The organism is Marinobacter sediminicola (assembly GCF_031157525.1).
Classification (GTDB): domain Bacteria; phylum Pseudomonadota; class Gammaproteobacteria; order Pseudomonadales; family Oleiphilaceae; genus Marinobacter; species Marinobacter sediminicola.
Genome location: NZ_JAVIXR010000008.1, coordinates 147,822 through 163,978 on the forward strand (window position 1 = coordinate 147,822; position 16,157 = coordinate 163,978).

14 protein-coding genes are annotated in these 16,157 nt (G+C 55.0%); 12 read left to right on the forward strand and 2 right to left on the reverse strand.

Annotated features, from left to right (window positions below):
- Positions 1-17: 17 nt before the first annotated feature.
- The gene (gene rsgA, locus RG807_RS12570) at positions 18-1,073 is read right to left on the reverse strand and encodes a small ribosomal subunit biogenesis GTPase RsgA (protein ID WP_309045185.1); all 1,056 of its coding nucleotides are present in this window, start codon (positions 1,071-1,073) and stop codon (positions 18-20) included.
- A gap of 260 nt (positions 1,074-1,333) precedes the next feature.
- Here rsgA and orn point away from each other — a divergent pair, with 260 nt between their 5' ends.
- Complete coding sequence (orn, locus tag RG807_RS12575) at positions 1,334-1,876, forward strand: oligoribonuclease (RefSeq protein WP_309045186.1); 543 nt, start codon at positions 1,334-1,336, stop codon at positions 1,874-1,876.
- Here orn and queG read toward each other — a convergent pair.
- A complete protein-coding gene (gene queG / locus RG807_RS12580) occupies positions 1,871-2,950 on the reverse strand; it encodes a tRNA epoxyqueuosine(34) reductase QueG (RefSeq protein WP_309045187.1) in 1,080 nt (359 codons plus the stop codon). The two genes, orn and queG, sit on opposite strands and share 6 nt — an antisense overlap.
- A gap of 147 nt (positions 2,951-3,097) precedes the next feature.
- Between queG and RG807_RS12585 the strand changes: the two genes are divergently transcribed.
- The 11 genes from RG807_RS12585 (at position 3,098) to RG807_RS12635 (ending at position 16,128) form a co-directional block, all read left to right on the forward strand.
- Positions 3,098-4,651, forward strand: a complete 1,554-nt coding sequence (locus RG807_RS12585) for an NAD(P)H-hydrate dehydratase (RefSeq protein ID WP_309045188.1) — start codon at positions 3,098-3,100, stop codon at positions 4,649-4,651.
- Positions 4,648-5,145, forward strand: coding sequence for a tRNA (adenosine(37)-N6)-threonylcarbamoyltransferase complex ATPase subunit type 1 TsaE (gene tsaE / locus RG807_RS12590; RefSeq protein ID WP_309045189.1), 498 nt, complete (start codon positions 4,648-4,650; stop codon positions 5,143-5,145). The genes RG807_RS12585 and tsaE overlap by 4 nt, the downstream gene beginning before the upstream one ends.
- A gap of 69 nt (positions 5,146-5,214) precedes the next feature.
- The gene (locus tag RG807_RS12595; RefSeq protein ID WP_410803615.1) at positions 5,215-6,546 is read left to right on the forward strand and encodes an N-acetylmuramoyl-L-alanine amidase; all 1,332 of its coding nucleotides are present in this window, start codon (positions 5,215-5,217) and stop codon (positions 6,544-6,546) included.
- Positions 6,547-6,567: 21 nt separating this feature from the next.
- Complete coding sequence (gene mutL, locus RG807_RS12600) at positions 6,568-8,478, forward strand: DNA mismatch repair endonuclease MutL (RefSeq protein ID WP_309045191.1); 1,911 nt, start codon at positions 6,568-6,570, stop codon at positions 8,476-8,478.
- Between the two features lie 10 nt (positions 8,479-8,488).
- Positions 8,489-9,535 (forward strand): tRNA (adenosine(37)-N6)-dimethylallyltransferase MiaA, encoded by a 1,047-nt coding sequence (gene miaA, locus RG807_RS12605; RefSeq protein WP_309045192.1) that lies wholly within the window; start codon positions 8,489-8,491, stop codon positions 9,533-9,535.
- A 37-nt stretch (positions 9,536-9,572) separates the two neighbouring features.
- Positions 9,573-9,824, forward strand: a complete 252-nt coding sequence (gene hfq, locus RG807_RS12610) for an RNA chaperone Hfq (RefSeq protein ID WP_309045193.1) — start codon at positions 9,573-9,575, stop codon at positions 9,822-9,824.
- A 116-nt stretch (positions 9,825-9,940) separates the two neighbouring features.
- Positions 9,941-11,239 carry a ribosome rescue GTPase HflX gene (gene hflX, locus RG807_RS12615; protein ID WP_309045194.1) on the forward strand — a complete coding sequence of 433 codons (1,299 nt, stop codon included), beginning with the start codon at positions 9,941-9,943 and terminating at the stop codon, positions 11,237-11,239.
- Positions 11,240-11,320: 81 nt separating this feature from the next.
- Positions 11,321-12,505, forward strand: coding sequence for an FtsH protease activity modulator HflK (gene hflK, locus RG807_RS12620; RefSeq protein WP_309045195.1), 1,185 nt, complete (start codon positions 11,321-11,323; stop codon positions 12,503-12,505).
- Positions 12,506-12,507: 2 nt separating this feature from the next.
- Positions 12,508-13,383: a protease modulator HflC gene (gene hflC, locus RG807_RS12625; RefSeq protein WP_298448360.1), complete on the forward strand. Its 876-nt coding sequence runs from the start codon at positions 12,508-12,510 to the stop codon at positions 13,381-13,383.
- Between the two features lie 180 nt (positions 13,384-13,563).
- On the forward strand, positions 13,564-14,745 hold the full coding sequence (locus RG807_RS12630) for an ATP phosphoribosyltransferase regulatory subunit (protein WP_309045196.1): 1,182 nt from the start codon (positions 13,564-13,566) through the stop codon (positions 14,743-14,745).
- Positions 14,746-14,832: 87 nt separating this feature from the next.
- The gene (locus tag RG807_RS12635; RefSeq protein WP_309045197.1) at positions 14,833-16,128 is read left to right on the forward strand and encodes an adenylosuccinate synthase; all 1,296 of its coding nucleotides are present in this window, start codon (positions 14,833-14,835) and stop codon (positions 16,126-16,128) included.
- Positions 16,129-16,157 lie beyond the last annotated feature (29 nt).

A 16,157-nucleotide genomic window follows, 5' to 3' on the forward strand; every position in this document is an offset into this window, starting at 1 on the left:
CGCCCGGTAACCTGGGTTCAATCGGCTTTTAAACCCCGCGACTGCTGCTCCGCCATGTCCTGAAGAATACGATGAAAACTGCGCCGCCGCTCCGGGCTAAGCGTGCCCGATTCCACAGCTGCATCAATAGCACAACCTGGGTCCCCCAGGTGACGGCAATTGCGAAATTTGCAGTATCCCATCACCTCGCGAATCTCCCGGAACCCGTATTCAATCTCCTGTGGTGTCATATGCCACAGACCAAATTCCCGGATACCCGGCGAATCGATCAAATCGCCACCCATTGGCAGATGGAACAGCTTGGCTGTGGTAGTAGTGTGCACCCCCTTGCCGGTGCTCTCCGAAACCGCACCCACACGAATCGCCTCATCGGGCATCAGCGTTTGAATAATCGACGACTTACCAACACCTGACTGCCCCACAAACGCACTGGTTTTGCCCTTAACCAGCGCCTCAACCTCCGGCGCAGGCGCGCCATCGAACTGCACGGCAGACGTGCGCACAATCTCATAACCCAAGGCCGCATAGCGCGCCAGCAGAGCATCAATCTGTTCCCGGTTTTGATCGGTGATCAAATCCGTCTTGTTCAGCAAAATAACGGCGGGAATATCCGTAATCTCAGAGGCCACCAGATACCGGTCAATCAAATTGTCGTGGGGCTCCGGCTCTGGTGCAATCACCAGAATAATATGATCAATATTCGCCGCGACCGGCTTCACCGCTCCAAAGTTATCCGGTCGCTGCAGTAAATTATCACGCTCGCAGCGGGCAACAATCACCCCGGTTTCATTCTTGCCCGGCCGCCAAACCACCCGATCTCCCGTCACCAGGCTGTCGATATTCGCCCGAACGAAACAACGTACAACATCGCCTTTGCGCTCACCTTCCAACGCCTCAACATCCAGCTGTTGCCCGTAGTGAGCAATAATCAGCCCTTCCTGCTCAGGCCCCAGCTCACCTGCATCGGCCTGCGCCTGAACTGACTTTTCTTTACGAGCTGCGCGTGCTGCCCGTTCCTCCTGAATCTTTTTGATCCGGAATTGCTGTTGCTTGTTCAGTTGCCGTTTTGCCATAAGGTCTCTGTTAACACGGATGTAAGTGGTGACGTTGCTATGCCATCATACGGGAATAAATTTTGTGCGGCTTTAATATGGCTGTTTCACTTGCGATATAACGCCAGATTTTGGGGTGGGGCTGCCTTCTACCTACCGGGAATGCCGGCGGCCATGGATGGCCGACGACAAGCGCACATGGATGTGCTCGTAGCGGTTCCCGGTAGGTAGAAGGCAGCTCCACCTACCACCGATGTTTGATGAATAATGAGGAAAAAAGAATGTCAGCAGGCAACCACCTGGTTTGGATCGATCTGGAAATGACCGGCCTTGATCCGGAAAAAGAACGCATTATCGAAATGGCCACCATCATCACCGATTCCGAACTGAATCTGGTGGCTGAAGGCCCGGTTATTGCCATCCACCAACCCGACAGCCTGCTCGAAGCCATGGATGAATGGTGCACCCGCACCCACGGCGAAAGCGGCCTCACCAAACGCGTTCAGGAAAGCAAGGTTTCAGAAGCCGAAGCCGAGCAGCAAACCATCGCCTTCCTCAAAGAATACATGGAAAAAGGCCAGTCCCCCCTGTGCGGCAACAGCATAGGCCAGGATCGCCGCTTCCTCGTCAAATACATGCCCGAGCTTGAAGACTTCTTCCACTACCGCAACCTCGACGTCTCCACCGTAAAAGAGCTGGCTCGCCGCTGGCGCCCGGATGTACTCGAAGGCGTCAAAAAGAAAGGCAGCCACCTGGCATTAGACGACATCCGCGACTCTATTGAAGAGCTGCGCCATTACCGCGAACACTTCTTCAAACTATAAGCCGTGCCGGGCTAACGCCCATTGAACATGCTCGCGGACCATCTCGGAAGGGTGGTTCGCGCGTTGTTTAAGCGCCTCGATCACCGGAATAGTCGAAGGCGCATTGCCTAGCCCAACCGCCAAATTTCGCAACCAGCCCTCATACCCCGTGCGGCGAATAGCTGAACCCTCAGTGCGCTTCAAAAACTCTTCCTCAGTCCACAAAAATAGCTCAGCCAAAGAGCTGTTGTTCAGCCCGTGCCGTGGCTGAAAGTCATCCTCCTGCGTCGGCTTCTTGAATTTCTGCCATGGGCATACAAGCTGACAGTCATCACAACCAAAAACACGGTTGCCCATGGGTGCTCTCAAGTCTTCCGGAATGCTTCCTTTCAGCTCAATGGTCAAGTAGCTGATGCAGCGTCGGGCATCAAGTACGCGAGCGCCCACGAAAGCGTCGGTTGGGCACTTATCCAGACACGCAGAGCAACTGCCACAATGATCGGTTTCAAAGGCAGGGTCTATCGGCAGTGGCGCGCTGGTGAATATTTCCCCCAGAAAAAAGAACGAGCCCGCTTTCGGATGAATGAGCATGTTGTTTTTGCCGATCCAGCCAAGCCCCGCTCTTTGCGCAAGTGCTCGCTCCAGAACAGGAGCGCTGTCTACAAAGGCCCTGTGGTCATAGCCGCTTACCGAATCGTCAATCTTCTTCGCCAGAGTCGCCAGCCGTTTCCGGATCAGCTTGTGGTAGTCACGGCCAAGGGCATAGCGAGTAATATAGGCACCTTCCCGGTTAGTAAGCGCTTCTTTCGGGCTGTCTGGCGTAGGCATGTAATCCATGCGTACAGATATAACGCGGGTGGTTCCAGGTACTAGAGAGGCCGGGGTATAGCGCTTGTCCCCGTGGTGGCCCATGTATTCCATTTCCCCTTGATAGCCTTTGTCGAGCCAATCCTGCAGGCGCTGGGCATGCTCACCGGTATCTGCCGTTGTAATGCCCGCATCGGAAAACCCGAGTTCTTTAGCCCACTGCCGGATAAGTTCAGGTAAATCAGCCAGTTCCGGCGCTGGGGACGTGTCCTTGCCTATTGTGCTCATAAGTACCACTGACGTACCCGCCGTTATTAGGCTGAGGGTACAGATATTTAATTTGATTAAGTTATGACCTTTTCCACGGTTTTGCTATGCTTTACAGATAGCTGGCCAATTTTCTTAAACCGGTTTCTGTAACGGGAGCAAAGGCTCATGCCACAGCACGCTGGAGGCAGTTTATCAGATGCGCTGTTTTCCGCCGATTCTGTGCGCCGTATCGATCAGCATGTTATCGAGCAGCTGGGTGTTGATGGGTTTGACTTGATGCAGTCTGCCGCTCATGCAGCGTTCCGCAGACTGGTTTTGCGCTGGCCGCGGGTGGAGTCCTTGCTGGTTCTGTGTGGTGCAGGCAATAACGGCGGTGATGGGTACCTCGTAGCGGCAAATGCCCTGCGGGATGGTTTGGCTGTGGACTGTATTGCGGTTGCCTCCACGGAAAAACTGAGCGGAGATGCTCGCAAGGCCTGGCAAAAGGCGGTTGCTGATGGCGTAGAGGTGCGGGCGTTGGCAGATATCGGCGAACCTGGGCTGGATAGTTTGTTTGAACGCTCCGGGCTTATTGTTGATGCCATGCTGGGTACCGGTGCCTCTGGCGCCCCGAGAGAGCCCTTTGCCGGCATTATTGCTCGCAGTAACCATGCCGGGCTTCCGGTGTTGGCAGTTGATGTGCCTTCCGGACTGAATGCCACAACAGGTGCCGCTAAAGGTGAAGTGGTCCAAGCCACCATGACCGTTACGTTTATCGGCCGCAAGGTCGGGCTGTATACCGGGCAGGGCCCGTCGGTATGTGGTGATGTGGTATTCGAGGCATTGGGTACAGACACACATGCCGGAGAAGCCCCGGTGGCCACACTACGGAGCTGGAGAACTGTTCAGAGCTGGCTGCCCAAGCGCCGGGCTAGTGCCCACAAAGGGCAGTTTGGGCATGTTCTGATAGTGGCAGGGGATCGAGGCTTCGGCGGCGCAGGTATATTGGCGGCTGAGGCCGCGGCCCGCTCTGGTGCGGGATTGGTTTCATTGGCAACACGCCCCGAGTATGTAACCGCTGCGCTTGCGCGATGTCCATCGGTGATGGTTCACGGGTTGATACACGGCTCGGAATTGCCTTCGCTGCTGGCCGCTGCAACGGTTGTCGTTTGTGGCCCCGGTATGGGGCAAAGCGCATGGGGGCAGCAGATGCTGCAACAGGTTGTAGAAAGTGGGAAGCCGCGAGTTCTGGACGCAGATGCACTGAACCTGCTTTCAACACGAGTGGCCGTTCCAGCCAACAACCAGATATTGACACCGCATCCGGGCGAGGCCGCCAGACTGCTGAATTGTCTGGTCCCGGAAATAGAAGCAGATCGCGTGGCTGCGGCCGCTAGACTGCAATCCCTATATGGCGGTGTGGTTTTGCTCAAGGGCGCGGGTACGGTTATCGCCTCTGGCGAGGCGGCGGTGGATGTTGCCGGTGGCAGTAACCCTGGTATGGCTACGGGAGGCATGGGCGATGTTCTATCGGGGATTATCGGTGCACTTTATGCACAAATGATTGAGTCGCCCGCTCAAGCTGCCGCAATGGGCGCAGTTGTACACCTTGAAGCTGCAACCAGAGCATCGGTAGATAAGGGGTATATGGGGTTGATACCCACTGACGTAATTGATGTCTTGCCGCAGGTCTTCCAGGAAGCTGAGTCGGGCGTTAGCTGCGACAAGGAGGCGGAATGACTGTTTTCGGGAATGAGCGCCGGTTTTTTCTGGACGGTGAGGTTGAAACCGAGGCCTTGGGTCGTGAACTTGCCCGCCTGGCGAAAGAGTCAGGTCAGGGGTTAATCGTATTCCTGGAAGGTGACTTGGGAATGGGTAAAACCACGCTCAGTCGCGGAGTTATTCGGGCCCTTGGGCATGAGGGTGCTGTGAAAAGCCCCACCTATACATTGGTTGAGCCATACGAAGATTTGACGCCTCCCGCCTACCATTTTGATCTTTACCGGTTGGGCGACCCAGAGGAGTTGGAATACATGGGTATCCGGGATTATTTCACCGGCCAGAGTGTTTGTCTTATCGAATGGCCAGAGCGTGGCGAAGGCCTGCTCCCGGACGCGGATCTCGAAGTCCATCTTGAACATCAGGGCGAAGGGCGGTCGGCAGTGGTTCGGGCCCGTTCCGAGTTGGGTGCGTCACTATTGAATGAACTGGAATTGATTGGGCCGGACCATTAACCGGCCGAAACTGGACAGCAGAATAAACAGGCACGCTGTATGAAAAGACATAAGCTTACGATAAACGTAATGGTGGCCTTGGCGTCCATCTGGCTGCTGATTGCATCCCTCCATGTGCAGGCTGGCACACAGGTGGAAGGTATTCGCATCTGGCCAGCCCCGGATCACACGCGGCTGGTTCTGGATACCGAAGGCAAGGTTGAACACAACATGTTCGCGTTGAGCAATCCTTCGCGGTTGGTGATTGATCTCAAAAATACCCGGCTGAGAACAGATTTCGACAAGCTCGATCTGGCTGGCAGCCCCATCCGTCGCATTCGAAGTGCGCCACGGAACGGCACCGACCTGAGGGTGGTGCTCGATCTGGCTAGCGACATCAAGCCCAGGAGTTTTCAGCTTGAGCCCAACCAACAGTATGGCCACCGTCTGGTGTTGGATTTGATTGATGAGAGTGGCAGCCGCCTCGATAAAGCGACCCAGCCAACGGTCACTCATGATTCGGCGGGAAAGCGCGACGTGATTGTGGTTATTGATGCAGGCCACGGGGGCGAAGACCCAGGCGCTATTGGCCCAAGAGGTACCAGAGAAAAAGACGTGGTGCTGAAAATGGCCCATATCCTAAAGGATATGATCGACAAACAGCCGGGCTATACCGCAAAGCTGACCCGCACCGGCGATTACTATATCGGTTTGAGAAATCGTACCATTCTGGCCCGCAAGTACAGTGCTGATCTGTTTGTATCTGTGCACGCAGATGCCTTCCGCACGCCGCAGCCCAAGGGGGCTTCCGTATTTGCCCTCTCTCAGCGCGGTGCAACGAGTGAAACGGCACGCTGGTTGGCCCAGAGCGAAAACCGCTCTGACTTGATCGGTGGCACTGGAGGAGTGTCGCTAGACGGTCGCGATGACATGCTGGCAGGTGTCCTGCTCGATCTTTCCATGACGGCCAGCATCAATGCGAGCCTTGGAGTCGGCAGTTCGATACTGGGCGAGCTGAATGGTGTTGCGCACCTGCACAAGCCTGGCGTGGAACAGGCAGCGTTTGCGGTTCTCAAATCTCCGGATATTCCTTCCATTCTTGTCGAGGCGGGCTTCATCTCCAATCCTCAGGAAGAGAAAAATCTGTCTACAGACTGGTACCGCAAAAAGCTCGCAGGAGCCATCGTGAAAGGTATTAATCAGTATTTCCAGAAAACGCCTCCGCCGGGCACCTTGCTCGCGTGGCAGAAACAGAATGGCCAAGGCAGCGGGCGCATCAGCAAGTATCGGGTGCGAAGCGGCGATACCCTGTCAGGGGTGGCTCGTGACAACCAGACAACGGTAAGCGAACTGATGCAGTTTAACGGCCTGAGGGATGACCGTGTTATGGTGGGTCAAACCATTCGTATCCCCTCATCCTGATTTAAGAGGTAGCCCCGAAACATGCCCTCCATCCGATTACTCTCGCCGCGGCTGGCAAACCAGATTGCTGCCGGTGAGGTGGTTGAGCGCCCCGCATCTGTTGTCAAAGAACTGGTTGAAAACGCACTCGACGCTGGCGGAGACCGCGTCGAGGTTGAGGTAGAGCAGGGCGGTGTAAAACTGATCCGGGTTCGTGATAACGGCTGCGGTATTGCCGAAAACGACTTGCCTTTAGCGCTAAGCCGCCATGCTACCAGCAAAATTGCCAGTCTTGATGATCTGGAATCCGTGGCATCTCTCGGGTTTCGTGGCGAAGCCCTGGCCAGTATCAGCTCCGTGTCGCGGCTCGCCCTGACGTCGAAAACCGAGGGGTGTGAGGCAGCGTCCAAAGTGGAGGTAGAGGGCCGGGAAATGGACGCCCGAATCTCTCCGGCTGCGCACCCTGTCGGCACCACCGTTGAAGTGCGGGATTTGTTTTTCAACACACCGGCACGGCGTAAATTTCTGCGTACCGAAAAAACCGAATTCAATCACGTGGAAGAGTGCGTGCGCCGCCAGGCCCTCAGCCGGTTTGATGCAGGTTTTACCTTGCGCCATAACCAGCGGGTTGTGCACAACCTCCGGCCAGCGGATTCCGTGCTCGACAAAGAGCGTCGCATTGCCGCCCTATGCGGGCAAAAGTTTATTGATAGTGCGGTAGTGATTGATGCTGAGGCCACTGGTTTACGCCTTTGGGGCTGGGTCGCATTACCTACGTTTTCCCGCAGCCAGGCTGATTTGCAGTATTTCTTTGTTAATGGCCGTGTAATCCGTGATCGCCTTGTCGCCCATGCTGTGCGTCAGGCATACCGGGATGTGCTTTACAACAACCGCCATCCTGCTTTTGTTCTTTACCTTGAAGTCGACCCCGCTACTGTTGATGTAAACGTGCACCCGACCAAGCACGAAGTGCGCTTCCGTGATGGTCGACTGGTGCACGATTTTATCTTCCGAACTCTGCATAAAGCCTTGGCCGACGTGCGGCCGGATGACCACTTTCGCGGCGCTGTGGCGCAGTCGTTCGGTCGTGAAACGGCCGGGCAAGGCGAGGTGGCCGGTGCTGGTTCCGGGTATGGGTCGCAACAACCCTGGAATGGGCAGCCTACCATTCCGTCAGCAGGCGAACATGCGCCAGCATCCGGGTTTGGCGGGCAGTCAGCGCCTCAACAGGAGTGGCGAGCCAGTGACCAGATGGCCTTCTACAATTCCCTCGGTGGCGGTGGTGTCAGTGGTCCGCAAGAGTCGGTGTCGTTTGGCGCCACGGCGGCTGCGCCGCTGGATCAGTCAAGCGGTGAGGGCAGCAACGAAGAACCACCTCTGGGGTATGCCATTGCCCAATTGCACGGCATTTACGTTCTGGCCCAGAGCAGCGCCGGAATGATCGTCGTGGACATGCACGCCGCCCATGAACGCATTACTTACGAACGAATGAAGCGAGCGCTGGCTGAACAGGATCTCAAGAGCCAGCCGCTGTTGGTGCCCTTATCGCTTGCGGTCAGCCAGAAAGAAGCCGCCTTGGCCGAAACCCATGGTGATAATTTGCAGCAGTTAGGCTTGCAGATTGAGCGTATCGGGCCAGAAACCCTGGCCATCAGGCAGGTGCCGGCGCTTCTGCGAGGCGCTGATACAGAACAGCTCGTAAGGGATGTGTTGTCTGATTTGATCGAGCATGGCCAGAGTGATCGCGTTGAAGCGGTTACCCATGAACTGCTTGGTACCATGGCCTGTCACGGGTCGGTGCGAGCCAATCGGCAGCTAACCGTTCCGGAAATGAACTCCCTGCTGCGGGATATGGAAGCGACAGAGCGCAGCGGCCAATGTAACCACGGGCGCCCCACATGGACACTGGTTACGCTTGGGGAATTGGACAAGCTGTTTCTGCGGGGGCGCTAGATTTTCATTGATGGATACATCCAGTACGCCTCAAGCCTCAAAACCACCAGCTATCTTTCTGATGGGGCCGACTGCGTCGGGTAAAACCGACCTGGCCATGGCGCTTTGTGATCAACTGCCTTGCGACATTATCAGCGTCGATTCCGCGATGATCTACCGGGGGATGGATATAGGCACAGCCAAACCCTCAGCGGATGAATTGGCCCGGGCCCCCCATCGACTGATTGATATCTGTGATCCTGCCGACACCTATTCTGCTGCCGATTTCCGCAGGGATGCGCTGTTTGAAATGGATCGAATTTCCCGCGCAGGCCGTATACCCCTTCTGGTGGGCGGTACCATGATGTATTTCAAGGCGTTATTGCATGGTATGTCAGGGTTGCCTTCTGCCAGCCCGGAGCTCCGCAAAACCCTTGAGGCCGAGGCGGAGCGGCTTGGGTGGTCTGCGTTGCATGCAGAGTTGGAGGCCCGCGACCCGGTAGCGGCGAAATTGATTCACCCGAACAACCGGCAGCGTCTTTTGCGCGCACTGGAGGTTATACGTCTCACTGGCAGGCCGATTTCGGCTCTCTGGGAGGCGGATGCCAGCCAGCAGCCGACGCAAGATGCAAGTCGGGAAGGCATTGAGGATTACACCTACTATACTCAATGGCAGGCAGACGAAACTTCATCGCTTCCGTATACTGTTACGCAGCTTGCCATAGCGCCCCCTGAGAGGGTCGTGCTTCACGACAGGATACAGCAGCGCTTCCTCAAGATGCTGGAGATGGGGTTTCTGAATGAAGTTCGGGGCTTGATGGCCAGAGGCGATTTACACCCGGAACTTCCTTCCATGCGCTGTGTCGGATATCGCCAGGCACTGAGTTATCTGAGCGGTACCGATGATTATGACGTATTTGTAAGCAAAGGCGTTGCGGCCACCCGGCAGTTGGCAAAACGGCAGCTTACATGGCTTCGAAAGTGGTCTGATTTGAATTGGTTGAACAGCGAAGACGGATTTATCGTTGAAGCAGCCTTGAAAACGGTGCGACACCACACCACATTTAACACTCAATAATTACTATCTGCATTTACTAAAAAACAGGAGAACACACATGTCAAAAGGGCACTCGTTACAAGACCCTTACCTCAACGCCTTACGCAAGGAACGCATTCCGGTTTCTATCTTCTTGGTTAACGGTATCAAACTGCAAGGGCAGATAGAGTCTTTTGACCAATTTGTTATTTTGCTGAAAAACACTGTCAGCCAAATGGTCTACAAGCACGCAATCTCAACCGTTGTACCTGCTCGGAACGTTCGCCTTCCCCAGCAGAACCCGGCGGGAGAGGATGAGTCTGAAGACTGATTTGTTCAGGGTCTTGGTGTTACCACCCGCGTTCCTGAGGGGCCTCTTGGCTCTGATGGCCGCGGGTGTTTGTTTTTATAATTCCAACAAACCGATTCTAGCGGAGTTGATGCCCATTGTTTGATCGCCCGGATGTAGGTGAGCGAGCGATACTCGTCCACATCGAATTTTCTTCCCACGACGGCACTGAAGATCCGGAAGAGTTCCGGGAGCTGGTTAGTTCCGCTGGAGTCGAAGCGGTTGGGATTGTGACCGGTACCCGAAAGCAGCCCAGTCCCAGGCTTTTTGTGGGAGAAGGCAAGCTCGAAGAGATTCGGGATGCAGTAACGCTGCATGAGGCCGACATTGTTCTGTTCAACCATGCACTTAGTCCCAGCCAAGAGCGAAATATTGAGCGAGAGCTGAAGTGTCGTGTATTGGACCGCACTGGCGTAATTCTTGATATTTTTGCCCAGCGCGCTCGCACTCATGAAGGTAAGTTGCAGGTAGAGTTGGCGCAGCTCGATCACATGTCGACGCGACTGATCCGGGGATGGACTCACCTTGAACGTCAGGGTGGTGGAATTGGTCTTCGTGGCCCGGGTGAAACCCAGCTCGAAACCGACCGCAGACTATTGCGCGAACGAATGAAGTCTATCTACAAGCGGCTTGAAAAAGTTCGCAAACAGCGTAATCAGGGACGGCGTGCCCGTAAACGCGCTGATATCCCAACAGTGTCGCTGGTTGGCTATACCAACGCCGGCAAGTCCACGCTATTTAATCGGATTACCACGTCTACCGTTTACGCCGCGGATAAATTGTTCGCGACCCTCGATCCCACCATACGGCGTTTGGAACTTCCCGATATCGGGCCGGTCGTAATGGCGGATACTGTAGGCTTTATCCGGCATTTGCCCCACAAGCTGGTTGAAGCATTCCGTGCGACGCTGGAAGAAACCACCGAAGCAACTATTTTGCTGCACGTTGTTGATAGCCACGACAGCCGGCGTGATGAAAATATTGAGCAGGTAGAAGGGGTGCTGGCGGAAATTGGTGCCGATGAAATACCGGTTTTGCAGGTGTTTAATAAAATCGATCTGTTGGATAATTTTGTGCCAAGGGTTGAACGCAATGAGGACGGCGTGCCTGTGCGCGCCTGGGTGTCGGCGGTTACGGGTGAGGGCCTGGAAGGTCTTTACGATGCTATTGTTGAACGCTTGGCTGAAGATGTTGTCCACCACTTCGTTTTGCTCGGGCCTGCCGATGGCAAGCTCAGGGCGCTGCTGCATGAGGCCGGATCGGTACTGAGTGAAGACCACCGTGAAACCGGCGATACAGTACTTGAAGTTCGACTGCAATACCGGGACTGGATGCAGCTTCTGAGCCGCGCCGGGATGAGCGAAGAAATGGTACGCCTGGATGAAGGGCAAGCCTGAAACCATGCAAGCTATTGCCGGGACGAAGATAAATCCCTAGTATTTGCAGCCATTCGATATCTTAGGAACTTGGAGAGCACTATGGCCTGGAATGAACCGGGTGGAAACCGCAACGATAAAGATCCCTGGGGAACTGGTGGTCGTCGCGGTAATGATCAGGGTCCACCAGACCTCGACGAGGCGCTGAAGAAGGGCCTCGATAAGCTGAACAAAATGCTGGGAGGCAAGGGCAAAAAGTCCGGTGGCGACAGAGGCAGCGGTGGTTCAGGTGGAGCAGGCAGCTTTGGTGCCGTTCTCGCCCTGGCAGCTATTCTTGTTGTGGGCTATGTCATTTTTCAGTCGTTCTACACGGTAAACGAGCAGGAGCGCGCGGTTGTTTTACGGTTTGGGGAATATGCCAAAACGGAAAGCCCGGGCCTGAGGTTCAAAGTGCCGTTGATTGATGATGTGACCAAAGTACGCGTGACCAACGTCAGAACGGCCCAGTCCAGCGGCCAGATGCTGACTCAGGACGAGAACCTGGTAACGGTTGATCTGCAGGTGCAGTATCGTGTGAACGATGCTCGGGATTACGTGTTGAACGTTCGGGATTCCAACCAGGCGTTGGCATTTGCAACCGACAGTGCGCTGCGTCACGAGGTGGGCAGTTCAACTCTCGATGACGTGCTGACCGAAGGGCGTGCCGAGTTGGCCGTTCGTGTTGAACAACGGCTTCAGGGCTTTTTGCAGGAATACGGCGCCGGGCTTGGGATTGTTCGGGTGAACGTTGAAAGCACGCAACCACCCGCTGCAGTGCAGGACGCCTTCCGTGAAGTTCAACGTGCCCGTGAAGACGAGCAGCGTGTGAAGGAAGAGGCGGAAACCTACCGGAACAAGGTTGTTCCAGAGGCTCGTGGTCAGGCTCAGCGCATGATTGAAGAGGCGAGTGCCTACAAGCAGGAAGTCATCGAGCGCGCTCGTGGTGAAACTGCGCGTTATCTCGAGTTGTTGGCGGTGTATCAGATGGCACCTGGAGTCACTCGTGAGCGTATGTACCTGCAGACGATGGAAACTGTTCTTTCCAACAGCAGCAAGATTCTTGTGGATACCGAAAGCAGCGGCAATATGATGTATTTACCGCTGGATCGTCTGACCCAGGGGGCGTCGTCAAGAAGTGGTAGCCAAACCTCTGGAGCCGGCGGCCAGGCAGATATTCAAGCGGTAACTGACCAGGTGATTCAAGAACTGCGAACCAGGCAGGATACTAATACGCGGAGGAGCAGATAATTATGGGACCTAAAAGTGTAGTGGGTCTTGCAGGCGCTCTTATCGTTGTCCTGCTGGTACTGTCGAGTGTTTTTATCATTCCGGAAACCCACCGCGGAGTTATGCTGAGGTTTGGTGAGTTGGTCGAGACCGACATCAAAGCGGGTATTCACTTCAAGGTACCGGTTATCGATCAGGTTCGGGAGTTTGATATCCGCGTGCTGACCATGGATCTGCCTTCAAGGCAGTATCTGACGGTTGAAAAGAAGCCGCTCGATGTTACCTCTTACATTGCTTGGAAAATCCGCGATGTGGATCAGTTTTATCGTGCAACCGGCGGGGATGAGTTCCGTGCCCAATCTCTACTGCAGTCCCGTGTAGACAACGGTTTGCGTAATGAGTTCGGTGTTCGCACTATGCATGAGGTGGTCTCCGGTCAACGTGACGAGCTTATGCATAATCTGCGCGATCAGGTTAACGAAACCTCTGTGAAGGAATTCGGGATTGATGTAAAAGATATACGCGTCAAGGCAATCGAGTTCCCGGGGCAGGTAAGCGAAAACGTATATCGCCGGATGGCGACAGAGCGTGAGAAGCTGGCTCAGGAATTCCGGTCACGTGGGCGCGAGTTGGCTGAAGGTATTCGCGCGGATGCCGATCGTCAGAAAACAGTTACACTGGCAGAAGCATTTGCATCGGCTGAAGAAACCCGTGGTGAAGGGGACGGTGAAGCTGCGCGCATCTACGCAGAGGCCTATGGCTCTAACCCGGAGTTTTACAGCTTCTATCGTAGTCTTCAGGCATACCGGAATACCTTCTCCGGTAAAGACGACCTGATGGTTATCGATGCCAAAAGCGACTTCATGAAATTCCTGAAGGATTCGAAGGGCGGGAGCTAAAACCTGCTCGATTGACCGAAAAACCGGAATGCCAAGGTATTCCGGTTTTTTTGTGTCTGCCAACAGTGTAAAATCCCTCAGGTTTTGGTTCGGGTTTTTCTGCCCTGAATGTCACCCTAAAAACCTGCGCGCTTATTCTGTATTAAATACAGGGGTGTGCGGGATGGACAACGGAATCTCATGACAGTATCTGATCGCTGGTTACTGCCGGACGGGGTGGAGGATATCTTGCCGCCACTGGCCGGACAGATAGAATCCCTGCGCCGGGATGTAATGGATACCTGCCAGCGTTGGGGCTACCAACTGGTAATCCCACCGCTCATTGAATACCTCGAATCCCTGTTTACCGGAACCGGACACGATCTGGAGCTGCAAACCTTCAAGCTGACCGATCAGCTGACGGGGCGCATGATGGGTGTTCGGGCCGATATGACACCTCAGGCTGCGCGCATCGACGCCCACACACTGGGGCAGGAAGGCATTACACGTCTGTGTTATGCCGGCCATGTTCTGCATACCCGCCCCAAACACATGCTTGCCAGCCGCACGCCTATTCAGGCTGGCTGTGAGATGTTTGGCAGTGCTTCTGAATCTGCAGATCTGGAAATCATCAGTTTGATGCTCGAGGCTCTGCGTGTTGCCGGCCTGTCTCGTGTGCATCTGGATCTGGCTCATGTGGCCATCTACGAAAGCCTGATCGGTGAAGCCGAGTTTGATCGCGATACAAGTGCTGCTATCTTCGACGCCATGGGGCGCAAATCAGTACCTGAGCTGGACAGACTTCTGGGCGATTGCCCCAAGGGCTCTGCGGGCGCTCGCCTCCGCGAGCTAGCGCGGGTTAGCGGTGGTGCGGAAGCATTGACTGAAGCGCGCAGAATCCTGAGTGGTGCCTCCGACAACCTTAGCGCGGCACTGGACCAGCTTGGCCGGGTTGCCACGATGCTTGAAAGGGACTTCCCCGAAGTCAGTTTCGGGTTCGATTTCTGCGAGTTGCGTGGTTACAACTATCACACAGGCCTGGTGTTTGCAGCCTATGTGCCTGGCCATGGTGACTCGATTGGCAAGGGTGGCCGATACGATGCCATTGGCAGCGATTTTGGCCGGGCTCGCCCCGCCACCGGGTTCAGCCTGGATATACGGGCATTGGTGTCGTTGGGCTCACGCCCTGTCAATCCCCGCAAAGCTGTGTGGGCGCCTGCTGAAGAAGACTCAGAGTTGGAGCAGGCGATTTCGGAACTGAGAAGGACAGACATTGTCATCCGGGCACTTCCGGAAGACATAAAGGCAGATCCCTCTACCCGGGGATGTGACCGGAAGCTGGTAAAACAGGGTGATCGTTGGGTCGTACAGGGGCTGGGTTGATCTCAGCAGGCTGCTACGAACACATGAAGGTACATTTGCCAAATTTGCGAGACGCACGCTCTATCGTGTGCGCATTGAGAGAGAATCATGGGTAAAAACGTTGTTGTGCTGGGCACCCAGTGGGGTGATGAAGGCAAGGGTAAGATCGTCGACCTGTTGACTGAAAAAGTTGCAGCGGTGGTTCGTTTTCAGGGAGGCCATAACGCGGGCCACACTCTGGTTATCGACGGCAAAAAAACGGCTTTACACCTGATTCCTTCCGGCATTCTCCGGCAGAACGTTCAGTGCCTTATTGGTAACGGTGTTGTGGTATCGCCGGAAGCTTTGCTGAAAGAAGTCCGCGGGCTGGAAGCATCTGGCGTAGACGTTCGTGACCGACTGCGTATCAGCCTTGCGTGCCCGATTATTCTGCGCACTCACGTGCGTATCGACCAGGCCCGTGAGCGAGCCAAAGGTAATGACAAGATCGGCACCACAGGCCGTGGTATCGGGCCTGCGTACGAAGACAAGGTGTCTCGTCGCGGTGTTCGGCTTGGGGACCTGCACAGCCCGGCAGACTTCGAAGAGAAGCTGCGGGAACTCATGACCTATCACAACTTTGTTCTGACAGAGTATTTCAAGGAAGAAGCCGAAGACATCGATGCGGCTCTGAAAGAACTGTTGGAGATGGGCAAGGAAATTCTGCCCATGGCGGCAGACGTAACGGACTTGCTTCACGGCTATCGCAAGCGTGGCCAAGACATCATGTTCGAAGGCGCCCAAGGCTCCTTGCTGGACATCGATCTGGGCACTTATCCGTTCGTCACATCTTCCAACACCACAGCGGGCGGCACAGCCACGGGTTCCGGTTTTGGCCCACTGTATCTGGACTATGTTTTGGGTATTACCAAGGCCTACACTACACGTGTTGGCGCAGGTCCCTTCCCTACAGAGCTTTTTGATCAGACAGGTGAGCACCTGGCCATCAAAGGCAATGAGGTGGGTACGACAACAGGCCGCTCCCGTCGATGCGGTTGGTTTGATGCGGTTGCGGTACACCACGCCATTGAAATTAACAGCGTGTCTGGTATTTGTTTGACCAAGCTGGACGTACTTGATGGATTGGAAACGGTTAAGGTTTGCGTAGGTTATAAAACGCCTGCAGGTGAAATGACTCGCCCGCCCATCGGTTGTGACAGCTACAAAGATATTGAGCCAATTTACGTTGAATTGCCGGGTTGGAGCGAAAGCACCTTCGGGCTAACCAAGCTCGAGCAGTTGCCGGAAAACGCCAGAGCTTATATCAAGTTCCTGGAAGAGCAAATTGATGCGCCTATCGACATCATCTCTACTGGCCCTGATCGGGTTGAAACCATTACCTTGCGCCACCCGTTTGATGAGTAAGTGGTAAAAGGTTGAAAAAGCCGCCCTAC

What these genes read in the sequence shown, in the direction of transcription:
- rsgA (WP_309045185.1), bottom strand. Translation starts at nt 1,073, where the DNA reads ATGGCAAAACGGCAACTGAACAAGCAACAGCAATTCCGGATCAAAAAG.
- orn (WP_309045186.1), top strand. Translation starts at nt 1,334, where the DNA reads ATGTCAGCAGGCAACCACCTGGTTTGGATCGATCTGGAAATGACCGGC.
- queG (WP_309045187.1), bottom strand. Translation starts at nt 2,950, where the DNA reads ATGAGCACAATAGGCAAGGACACGTCCCCAGCGCCGGAACTGGCTGAT.
- RG807_RS12585 (WP_309045188.1), top strand. Translation starts at nt 3,098, where the DNA reads ATGCCACAGCACGCTGGAGGCAGTTTATCAGATGCGCTGTTTTCCGCC.
- tsaE (WP_309045189.1), top strand. Translation starts at nt 4,648, where the DNA reads ATGACTGTTTTCGGGAATGAGCGCCGGTTTTTTCTGGACGGTGAGGTT.
- RG807_RS12595 (WP_410803615.1), top strand. Translation starts at nt 5,215, where the DNA reads ATGGTGGCCTTGGCGTCCATCTGGCTGCTGATTGCATCCCTCCATGTG.
- mutL (WP_309045191.1), top strand. Translation starts at nt 6,568, where the DNA reads ATGCCCTCCATCCGATTACTCTCGCCGCGGCTGGCAAACCAGATTGCT.
- miaA (WP_309045192.1), top strand. Translation starts at nt 8,489, where the DNA reads ATGGATACATCCAGTACGCCTCAAGCCTCAAAACCACCAGCTATCTTT.
- hfq (WP_309045193.1), top strand. Translation starts at nt 9,573, where the DNA reads ATGTCAAAAGGGCACTCGTTACAAGACCCTTACCTCAACGCCTTACGC.
- hflK (WP_309045195.1), top strand. Translation starts at nt 11,321, where the DNA reads ATGGCCTGGAATGAACCGGGTGGAAACCGCAACGATAAAGATCCCTGG.
- hflC (WP_298448360.1), top strand. Translation starts at nt 12,508, where the DNA reads ATGGGACCTAAAAGTGTAGTGGGTCTTGCAGGCGCTCTTATCGTTGTC.
- RG807_RS12630 (WP_309045196.1), top strand. Translation starts at nt 13,564, where the DNA reads ATGACAGTATCTGATCGCTGGTTACTGCCGGACGGGGTGGAGGATATC.
- RG807_RS12635 (WP_309045197.1), top strand. Translation starts at nt 14,833, where the DNA reads ATGGGTAAAAACGTTGTTGTGCTGGGCACCCAGTGGGGTGATGAAGGC.